This window comes from Hyphomicrobium sp. 99 (genome assembly GCF_000384335.2).
Lineage (GTDB): Bacteria > Pseudomonadota > Alphaproteobacteria > Rhizobiales > Hyphomicrobiaceae > Hyphomicrobium_B.
In genome coordinates this window covers 4,047,286-4,056,580 of sequence record NZ_KQ031382.1, presented here as the reverse complement: position 1 = coordinate 4,056,580, position 9,295 = coordinate 4,047,286, and the positions used below count along the sequence as shown (strand labels likewise).

General features: G+C 59.8%; 11 protein-coding genes. 5 read left to right on the top strand and 6 right to left on the bottom strand.

Annotation, left to right across the window (positions count from 1 at the left end):
- The first annotated feature begins 415 nt into the window (after nt 1-415).
- Complete coding sequence (locus G359_RS19480; RefSeq protein ID WP_045837465.1) at nt 416-1,378, top strand: hypothetical protein; 963 nt, start codon at nt 416-418, stop codon at nt 1,376-1,378.
- Nucleotides 1,379-1,390: 12 nt separating this feature from the next.
- Here G359_RS19480 and G359_RS19830 read toward each other — a convergent pair whose 3' ends face one another.
- Nucleotides 1,391-2,215: a hypothetical protein gene (locus tag G359_RS19830; protein WP_052699469.1), complete on the bottom strand. Its 825-nt coding sequence runs from the start codon at nt 2,213-2,215 to the stop codon at nt 1,391-1,393.
- Nucleotides 2,216-2,446: 231 nt separating this feature from the next.
- On the opposite strand from G359_RS19830, the gene G359_RS19470 reads away from it, so the two are divergent.
- Entirely contained in the window at nt 2,447-2,836 is a 390-nt protein-coding gene (locus G359_RS19470; protein WP_052699468.1) for a cupredoxin domain-containing protein, read from the top strand.
- A 6-nt stretch (nt 2,837-2,842) separates the two neighbouring features.
- On the top strand, nt 2,843-3,670 hold the full coding sequence (locus G359_RS19465) for an FTR1 family iron permease (protein ID WP_045837464.1): 828 nt from the start codon (nt 2,843-2,845) through the stop codon (nt 3,668-3,670).
- A 44-nt stretch (nt 3,671-3,714) separates the two neighbouring features.
- Here G359_RS19465 and G359_RS19460 read toward each other — a convergent pair whose 3' ends face one another.
- Complete coding sequence (locus G359_RS19460; protein WP_045837463.1) at nt 3,715-4,185, bottom strand: nuclear transport factor 2 family protein; 471 nt, start codon at nt 4,183-4,185, stop codon at nt 3,715-3,717.
- A gap of 113 nt (nt 4,186-4,298) precedes the next feature.
- Here G359_RS19460 and G359_RS19455 point away from each other — a divergent pair, with 113 nt between their 5' ends.
- Entirely contained in the window at nt 4,299-4,619 is a 321-nt protein-coding gene (locus tag G359_RS19455) for a carboxymuconolactone decarboxylase family protein (protein ID WP_045838265.1), read from the top strand.
- 13 nt (nt 4,620-4,632) lie between these two features.
- On the opposite strand, the gene ubiB is transcribed toward G359_RS19455, so the two are convergent.
- The 3 genes from ubiB to ubiE all read right to left on the bottom strand — a co-directional run bounded on the left by ubiB (nt 4,633) and on the right by ubiE (nt 7,693).
- Nucleotides 4,633-6,225, bottom strand: coding sequence for a 2-polyprenylphenol 6-hydroxylase (gene ubiB, locus G359_RS19450; protein WP_045837462.1), 1,593 nt, complete (start codon nt 6,223-6,225; stop codon nt 4,633-4,635).
- Between the two features lie 235 nt (nt 6,226-6,460).
- On the bottom strand, nt 6,461-6,754 hold the full coding sequence (locus tag G359_RS19445) for a hypothetical protein (RefSeq protein WP_045837461.1): 294 nt from the start codon (nt 6,752-6,754) through the stop codon (nt 6,461-6,463).
- A gap of 126 nt (nt 6,755-6,880) precedes the next feature.
- Complete coding sequence (gene ubiE, locus G359_RS19440; protein ID WP_045837460.1) at nt 6,881-7,693, bottom strand: bifunctional demethylmenaquinone methyltransferase/2-methoxy-6-polyprenyl-1,4-benzoquinol methylase UbiE; 813 nt, start codon at nt 7,691-7,693, stop codon at nt 6,881-6,883.
- 78 nt (nt 7,694-7,771) lie between these two features.
- Between ubiE and mutM the strand changes: the two genes are divergently transcribed.
- On the top strand, nt 7,772-8,653 hold the full coding sequence (gene mutM / locus G359_RS19435) for a bifunctional DNA-formamidopyrimidine glycosylase/DNA-(apurinic or apyrimidinic site) lyase (RefSeq protein WP_045837459.1): 882 nt from the start codon (nt 7,772-7,774) through the stop codon (nt 8,651-8,653).
- 1 nt (nt 8,654) lies between these two features.
- Here the strand turns inward: mutM and G359_RS19430 are convergent, their stop codons facing one another.
- Nucleotides 8,655-9,272 (bottom strand): hypothetical protein, encoded by a 618-nt coding sequence (locus G359_RS19430; protein WP_045837458.1) that lies wholly within the window; start codon nt 9,270-9,272, stop codon nt 8,655-8,657.
- Between the last annotated feature and the right edge of the window lie 23 nt (nt 9,273-9,295).

Genomic DNA, 9,295 nt, shown 5'->3' with positions numbered 1-9,295 from the left:
AGACGTCATGTGAAGTTCTAAATAAAACGAAGTCAATCGCCTCTATACATTCCATTCAAACGCGCCGCTGTGCCCTAAGCCAGCGGCGCGTTTTTTGTTTTTGTGGTTCCGCAAATAGAGCTCGATGGGCTGCGCTTTCGCATTTGAGCTGCTCGTTTGTTCAAAGAGATGCGCGGCGATTGCGAACCCGATCCGAAGAAACCCAGCCTGTGGATTTCTTTGGCCACCTTGAGCGGCGTGAACTGCCCAACATCAAGCTCGCCAAGCGAAAAATGGCACTGAAACGCCGGCCGCCACGCGCATCCAACATCCTTTGCTTGTGGATCCTCCGATCATATTAAACAGTGATCAATTCGCGTGAAACTCCTCGGGGCTGAACGAGCTTACGGGTGGGGAGCGTTCGGAGCTGCTTCACATGTTGAACTATCTTTGGTCGAAACTGTACGCGCGCTGGCTGCGCGATGAGTTGATACGACCTCGACATCCGATCCCGCTCCGTCACGGGACGGGACAAAATCTCATTCTCGGTATCGGGCGCAATTACACTCTCGCGGATCTCCGGCCGTTCGTTCGATCGGCCCGAAAATTCCACGATTGCCGTATCCTTCTCGTCATCGGGGATGACCCGGCGCTCGCCAGAGCGCTTGAAGCTGAAGGCGTGGATTGTCTTTTGCTGCCGGGCTCCTCGTGTGCCGGCCGGCCCCATATGAACTTCGCGCGAGTAGCGGATTACATTGCGGTGCTCCAGTCACTCACAGGGCGGGTCGATCGCGTGTTTTTGGCTGATACGCGCGACGTCGTTTTTCAGCACGATGTTTTTCGGGCGCTGCCGGACGTGCCTCTGGTCTTTGTCGAAGAGAGCCAAGGTTTCTCGTATAAAGTCGCGGGATGGAACAGGAATGCGCTCCGGAGAACGTTTGGAGACGATGTTTTCGAGCGCATCGGGCATCATGAAGTCATATGCAGCGGGACGGTGCTTGCCCGGCATCACGATGCGATCATGTACTGTTGGCAGAAGCTTCTTCTGGGGCAAATGGTCGGCCGGCGGCATCACATGCGCTCGGGTGTCGATCAGGCGACGACAAATGTCGCCGTCAGATTGAGCCTTGTGCCGTCGTCGCTGGTGTTACCCTACGACGGCGCGATCGCGACGCTCTCCGGACCGAACACCAATTTCATCTCAGTGAAGGACGGGCTTCTCGTCACCACAAAGGGATCTGTTCCGGCTGCCGTCCACCAGTACGACCGCGCTCCGGAGGTTCGGGATTTTCTTTACGCGAAGTACGGCGGTCCTGCGCAGGGCAAGTCCGGCGACAAAGCGAAAGATTCGAAATTTCGTAAGAAGATGCGCATGGGTTTTGGACTGCAAGGCCTCTGAGCTCGACGTCAATCATTCGATTGACTGCCCCTTGGCAGCTCCGCGATCAGCGAGCTTCACGCCGCAGCGCTCCATTGGCAGCGCGGTTGTCGTCCAGCGATCCTTCGTCACTGTCACGACGTAGCGGCGGCAATCATGCCCGGCGCCGGCCACGAAATGGATATTGAAGACGGCGCTGCCGTTCTTGCGAGAACGCGGCCACTCAAAAACTCCATCGTCCGGAATTGTCTTCAGTGCCTTATCGATCGCGAAGGCGGCGTTGCGATAATCGGTTGCGGTCAGTCGCGATAGCAGCACGTGTGAGAGATCGGGATGTAGCCCCACGGCTTCCGCACGTTTACGGTACGGATCGGCCGGTGTGCTTGGCGTTGAAGATGACTCACTCGCGCCGGCATCCGACTTTGTCTCTGAAGATGGAGAACCTGTTTCCGAGCCTGGCGCTTCCGCGATGACGACCTCAGGTAACGGCTGCGAATTCGCCGCGGGCGGCGGCGACGGAGGAAGTGCTCCGGAGGTTTCCGCCACAGCCACGTCTTTCGGCGGCGCCGATTCGAGCGACGCAGACAACTGTCTCGCGCTCATGGCCGATGAAACAACCTGCTCGATGTTGGAGACCCATTGCTGCCACGGAGCGTCAAAATGTATGAGGCCCGCGCCGGTACCCAGGACCGCGAATAAGAAGACATAAAACTTCCGGACCGGATTGCCGCGCTTTCGCGGCGGCGCGGAGATTGGCTCTCCTGCGTAGAAAGCCTCTGGCTCGTCGGCCCGTATAAGCACGTCTTCCAGCTCGTAGTCTGGGAACGTGTCGGTCGAATAGGAAGCGCGGGCGTGCATGGCCAATCCTCACTGGCTGACTGTTCCCGCGCTGCATATGCACCGCATCCTCCTGGCCAAAAAATGGCGATCATCGACAAACTCGATAGCCCCCTCTTCGACCTCACGAATTCGTAAAATTCGCCCTAGTCTTTTGGGGCTGAAAATTCTTGACTCTTATTGGCTACTTGGGCTCTAGCTGACACTTAACCTGATCTCGGGACCTTGAATCCTGACCTATTAGGAGATGCCATGAGCTCCTCGTATTTCTCGCGCAACGGCGCGCGTTTCCGCACATTTGTTTCCGCATCAGCCGTCGCGCTTTTCGCCCTCGGCGGCGCTTGGATCAGCAGCGTTGCGGTTCAGGCGTCGGAAGAGGAGCATGAAGTCGAAATCTCCATCAAGGATCACAAGTTCGAACCGGATGCGCTGAAGCTGCCGGTCGGCAAGCCGATCAAGATTTCAATCAAGAACCTCGACGCATCGCCGGAAGAATTCGAAAGCTACGAGCTCGGATTCGAGAAAGTCATCGCCGGCAACAGCGGCGCCATCATCAGGCTGAAGCCGCTCAAGCCCGGGACCTACATGTTCTTCGGCGAATATCACCAGGATACCGCGTTGGGCCACATCGTAGCGGAGTAATCGCCCATGCTTGCCGCGCTCGTTATCGTTTTCCGCGAAGTTCTCGAAGCAGGTCTTATTGTCGGCGTGGTGCTTGCTGCTTCGCGTGGCGTGAGCGGCCGAACCGGTGCTGTGTCTGTCGGCGTGCTTGCCGGAATCGTCGGGTCAGCCATCGTCGCGTTCTTCGCGGCCGGCATTTCGAACGCATTCGATGGTCGCGGGCAGGAAATTTTCATCGCGGCCATTCTGCTCTTCGCAGTTGTGATGCTCGCTTGGCATGTCGTCTGGATGGCGCAACACGCGCGTGAGATGACGCAGCAGTTGCGGCAGCTCGGCAGCGATGTGACCGCGGGACGCCAATCGTTATTCGCACTTGGTGCGGCCGTCGCCATCGCGGTCATGCGCGAAGGTAGCGAGGTCGTGCTTTTCATGACCGGCATCGTTATGGGTGGAACGGAAACCGCAGGCCAGTTGCTGCTCGGGTCGGTGATTGGGCTGGCGCTCGGCGCTGCCGTGTCGCTGGTGCTTTATTTCGGGCTTGCCGCAATTCCGTTGAATCGGATGTTCTCGGTAACCGGCGTTCTGGTGACGCTGCTCGCTGCGGGCCTGGCTGCATCCGCGGTGGCGCAGCTTTCCAACGCCGGCCTCATCAGCGTTCTCGACACGCCGGTTTGGGATTCATCGTGGCTTCTGTCGGAAAACAGCTGGCCAGGACGAATCCTGCACGTTTTGATCGGGTACATGGACAGGCCAACGGGCATGCAGCTGATCGCCTATGCCGTCACTGCCGGCACTATTTTCCTTCTCGGGTTTGCGCGGCGTACCCCGGCGAACAAGCCGGCGCTCAGCGCATAAAAAAATTTTCGGCGCCGGCATCTGCTGGCGCCGATTTTTTTTGTTCAGAGCCCGAGATCGGACAGTCCCGGATGATCGGCAGGGCGAGGTCCGAGCGGCCAATGGTACTTGCGATCGCTTTCCGAAATTCTCAGGTCGTTGATGCTGGCGTAACGCACGCGCATCAGACCATTCTCATCGAATTCCCAATTCTCGTTGCCATATGAGCGGTACCATTGATTGCTGTCATCGCGGAATTCGTAGGCGAAGCGGACGGCGATGCGGTTGTCGGTGAATGCCCAAAGTTCTTTGATCAGGCGATAGTCGAGCTCGCGGTTCCATTTGCGCGTCAGAAATTCGACGATCTGTTCGCGGCCGACGGGAAACTCGGCGCGATTGCGCCAGCGGCTGTCGACCGTATACGCGAGCGACACCTTTTTCGGATCGCGGGAGTTCCAGCCATCTTCCGCCGCGCGGACTTTCTGAATTGCGGTTTCGCGCGTGAAGGGCGGTAGCGGCGGCCGAACGTCTGACATTCTCGTCTCCTCAGATTTCCTGCTGCTATAGCGGCTTGACCTTCGATCCAAACGTCACGAGGCTTTCCTACACATCGTCGGGTCAAGTGACGACGATAGAGGGAGGCCTGCAAATGTATGATATCGCCAATCTATCCAATCTACCGCATCTCCGTAATCTTTCAGCGACGACGATGGCGGCGTTCGAAAATTTTGACCGTGCGGCGATGGCGCCGGGGGCTATTCCCCGTCGGTACAAGGAATTAATTGCACTCGGCGTGGCGCTCGCGACGCAGTGCCCTTATAGCCTCGAAGTCCATCGCACCAACGCTGAGAACGCCGGTGTCACCGAGGCCGAGATCGCGGAAGTCGTCTATATCGCCGCGGCAATGCGGGCGACGGCGGCGATCGCGCATGGCACGCATCTGGTCGGGCCGCGCAAGGCGAAGCGGTGAGCCATCGCGGCGATCAGAAAAAGCCCAAGAGCTTTACGGCGATGAGGGCGAGGCTCAATGCGCCGACCCAGAGCGCGATATCGGCGGTGCGGCTGCGCTTGGAGCGCGAGGCGATATCTTCAGTCGTCTGATCGTCGAGGCGAACGCCGGTGCGCGCCATTTCGGAAAAGCCGGTGACCGCCTGAGCAAGGCTTTGGAGAAGGGCCGGCGTTTTCAGCAGGACTTCGCCGATGCTTTCGGCTCCGCGTCCCGCTTCGCGAAGGCGGCCGAGTGGCGAGAGGTTGGCCTCCATCCATTCCTTGGCGACGGGTTCAGCTGCAACCCAAACGTTGAGCGAAGGGTCGAGGTCGCGCGCGACGCCCTCGACGATGACCATGCTCTTTTGCAGCAGGATGAGTTCCGGCCGCGTCTCCATGTCGAAGACCTCAGTGTAGGCGAAAAGCTGGCCGAGCAGATCGGCCATGGAAATTTCTTCCGCTGTCCGGCCCTGAATGGGCTCGCCGATGGCGCGCATCGCCTGCGCAAATTCCTCGACCGTGTGATGGGGCGGCACGTATCCGGCTTCGAAGTGTATTGCGGCGGCGCGATGGTAATCGCGCGTGATTAGGCCGTAAAGAATTTCGGCAAGAAAACGCCGCTCGGGAAGGCCGAGCCGGCCCATGATGCCGAAGTCGACCGCGACGACTTTGCCGTTCGCGTCGACGAACAGATTGCCCTGGTGCATGTCGGCATGAAAGAAGCCGTCGCGCATCGCGTGGCGAAGGAACGATCGCAATACGGTCTGACCGAGCGCGGAGGTGTCGAAGCCCTTCTCTTTCAGCGTCTCACGCTGGGAGATCGGCGTGCCGTCGATCCATTCGATAGTCAGCACGCGCTTGGCTGTGCGCTTCCAGTCGATCGCCGGAACGCGGAAGCCTTCGTCTTCGGTGGTGTTCGACGCCATCTCGGAAATCGCCGCCGCCTCGAGGCGGAGGTCCATTTCGAGCGCAGTCGTGTGCTTCAGATTGTCGACGACGGCGACGGGCTTCAAACGCCGTGACGGCGGATAGAAGCGCTCGATCATCTGGGCTGCAAAATAATAGCTATCGAGATCGCGATTGAAGCGCTTCTCGATATTGGGGCGCAGGATTTTGACAGCGACGGGTTTGCGAACGCCGCCTTCGAGCACGTAAGCCTTGTGAACCTGGGCGATCGATGCGGCAGCGACGGGCGGACCGAACTCGACGAAATGATCTTCGAGTTTGCCGCCGAGCGCACGCTCCACCGCTTCGCGCGCTTCGGCCATCGAGAAGGGTTCGGCCTTGTCCTGCAGGTGGCGCAGGTCAGCCGATAACTCAGGTCCGATGACGTCGGCGCGGGTCGCGAGGAACTGACCGAGCTTGACGTAGCTCGGTCCGAGCTTCGTCAGCGCCGTCGCAACGCGGGTCGATCTGGGCACGCTTTTCCGAAAAGGTGCCGAAAGGAATTCGACCGGCAGCGTCGCCGCGCGCGCGATTTTCAGCGGCAGCGGAACGGGCACGCCCGCCGGCACGAAGCGAACCCCATACTGTGCAAGCACAAAACCGGCGCGCGCGAGTCTTAGCGTGTTGACGATCGCTCCGGGCATGGCTTGAGCTTCGTGGTCCTGAGTTCGAGGTCGATAGCTGGTGTGAGGCCACATTGCGCCGCAATGTGTCTAGGTCAAGCAAAGCCCATGTATCGGGTAAAGACGGTTAAATATCCTGCGCCATTGCGAAGCGCGACGACGAAGTTGCCATACAACGCGTGGCATTCCGCGGCTCAAACGAAAAGCGCCCGCGTAGAAATACGGGCGCTTCCGGAATTCGTGAATTCAAATTCGCTTACTTCGCGCAAAAGGTCGCGCGGCCGTGGCAGGTGACCATGCCGCCATCGGGGCTGCACTTGTACTGCTTGTTGATGACCTTGTAGCCCGCGACGTCGCCGTTTGCGAGGAAGCCCGGCCACAGGCCCCAGCTGACATTCTGCACCATCGTTTCGAGTGCAAACCACTTTGCGGAATCAGCCGACGTCGATGTGGCGACCGCGGCTTTCGTCATGCATCCAGCGTTCGCGGTTCCGGCGCCAAACGAAATAGCGGCGACGGCCAACGCGCAGGCAAGAGTGATTGTTTTCATGTGTCCCACCTCCTCCTAGGGAAGAAAAAGATTCTTCCCGTCCCTGTGTGGAAAACTATGAATCGTCTCGCGCGGCGTCAATTGCAGACACACCGGCCAAGGCAGAAGACTGTTGGATTGTTGCCGTCAGATCTTCCAGCCGCCGTGGATAGCCGCGATGCCGCCCGTCAAATTGCGGTAGCTGACCCGGGAAAAACCAGTGCTGCGAATAAGATCCGCGAATTTCTCCTGAGTCGGGAAGCGGCGGATGCTCTCAACGAGATAACGATAGGATTCAGCATCTCCGGCGGTCAATTGGCCAAGACGCGGAATGATCTCGAATGAGTGAAAGTCATACAGGCGGTCGAGAACCGGAACCCGGCATTCGGAAAATTCGAGGCAGAGAAAGCGGCCGCCCGGCTTCAACACGCGGTAGGCTTCGGCGAGCGCCTTATCGATGTGGGTAACGTTGCGAATGCCGAATGCGATCGTGTAGGCGTCGAAGCTGCCGTTCTCGAACGGCAATTCCTCGGCGTTTCCTTCGACGCATTGAATGCGATTTTGCAAGCCTGCGTCAGCGATGCGGCGGCGGCCGACCTCGAGCATCTCGGGACTGATGTCGCAGATTATGGCGGAGGCGTTCGGGCCGCTGTCGTTCGCATACCGAATGGAGATATCGCCGGTGCCGCCGGCGACGTCGAGCAGCTTGAAGGGCGTCGCGCCGCGCGGCGGGTTGAGCATCGTGATGAGCTCGCGCTTCCACAGCCGATGCAGGCCACCCGACATCAGATCATTCATCAGGTCGTAACGGCTGGCGACCGACGCGAAGACCTTATTGACGAGGCCCTGACGCTCGGTCTCGGGTACGGCGCGGAAGCCGAAGGAGGCGGTGTTCTCGCCCGTATTTGGGCCGGCGCTTTGGCCCGCGGGCTGACTTGCAGTTTCGGAATTCTGATCCATATCCGCAGCATAGCCGTTCCCGCGCCAGCGCGCTATCGTCGGCTCGTCTCATCCTCAACGCCAGGTATCATTGCTGTCATGCCCGAACTTCCGGAGGTCGAAACCGTTCGTCGCGGCTTGGCGCCCGTTCTCGTCGGCAAGCGGGTTGCGTCGCTCGAGACCCGGCGTCCGGATTTACGGTTTCCGTTCCCTGAGAAGTTTGCAGAGCGCGTGAAGGGGCAATCGATCATCGGGCTTGAACGGCGGGCGAAATATCTCGTCGCGTCCCTTTCGAGCGGCGAAGATCTCGTCATGCATCTTGGCATGACCGGGCGCTTTACGATCGTTCATGACGGGGTGGCCGATACGCCGGGCCAGTACGCGCATGGGACCGGTCCGGACCCGACGCACGATCATGTCGTGTTCAATCTCTCGGATGGGACGCGCGTGATCTACAACGATCCGCGGCGGTTCGGCTTCATGGTGATGATGGCGCATGCGGAGCGCTCGCAGCATCCGCTCTTTCGCGATCTCGGCGCCGAGCCGCTGGGTGAGGAGCTAACCGCGGACTATCTCGCGTCCAAGGCAAAGAGCCGGAAGGTGAACCTCAAAGCCTTTCTGATGGATCAGCATGTGGTTGCGGGGCTTGGCAACATCTACGTTTCGGAGGCGCTGTTTCAAGCCGGGTTATCGCCGAACCGGGCAGCGAAGAGCCTCGTGGACCGGCGTGGTGTTCCAACGGAGCGCGCCGTCAAGCTGGTGCCTGCGATCCGGGACGTGCTCGGGCGTGCCATCGAGGCCGGCGGTTCGACGCTGCGCGATTACCGGCATGCCGATGGAAAGCGCGGCGCATTTCAAGAGCGGTTCGGGGTTTACGATCGCGCTGGGTCTCTGTGCCAAACGCCCGGATGCGGCGGTGAGATACGGCGCTTGGTTCACTCGGGGCGCGCGACGTTCTACTGCCCGCGCTGTCAGCGCTGAGTCAGTTGGCGGCGTGACGTTCGGTCAGTGCGCTGTTGGTCTTCACGATAATGGCGCTCAGGCAGATCACGGCGAAACCGCCGGCGAGGAAAAGCTGGTTTGCCGCCCAATCGCCTTTGAGTGTCGCGAGCTTTCCCGATCCGACGAGCCAGACTAAACCGGCGCCGATCAGGAAGGCGAGATACGCTGAAAATCTCACCATGCGCTCGATTGCGTTGGGGCTCGACAGGTGGTCAGCCGGATCGCTGAGGCGTGAGAGGTAATAGCCGTAGGCGCCGGAGATAAGCAGCATGCCCGTCCCATATTCCCAGCCGTGCTGCCAGCGCGTGTTGGTGCCAAGATAGATCGCGTAGAAGGCGATCGCGCACCAAAGATAGGCCAACATCATGAGCTTGGTCGTAACTAAGAGCGCGTCACGCGGCGTTGGGCCGGCGGCGCTGGGTGGTCGCCGCCACACCGGGGCGTTGGTTCGTATCGCCGCCACGACAATGACCAATGCGAAGACCGCCGCGGCAACCGCCGCTTCGGCTTTCAGCACATGGCTCGCCGCCAAGTACATAGCGATGAGAGCAGCTGCCAGAGTGATCAGCAACGAGGGAAGCGATGGGCGCAAGGTCATCTCGGGCGAATGTTCCGATGGGG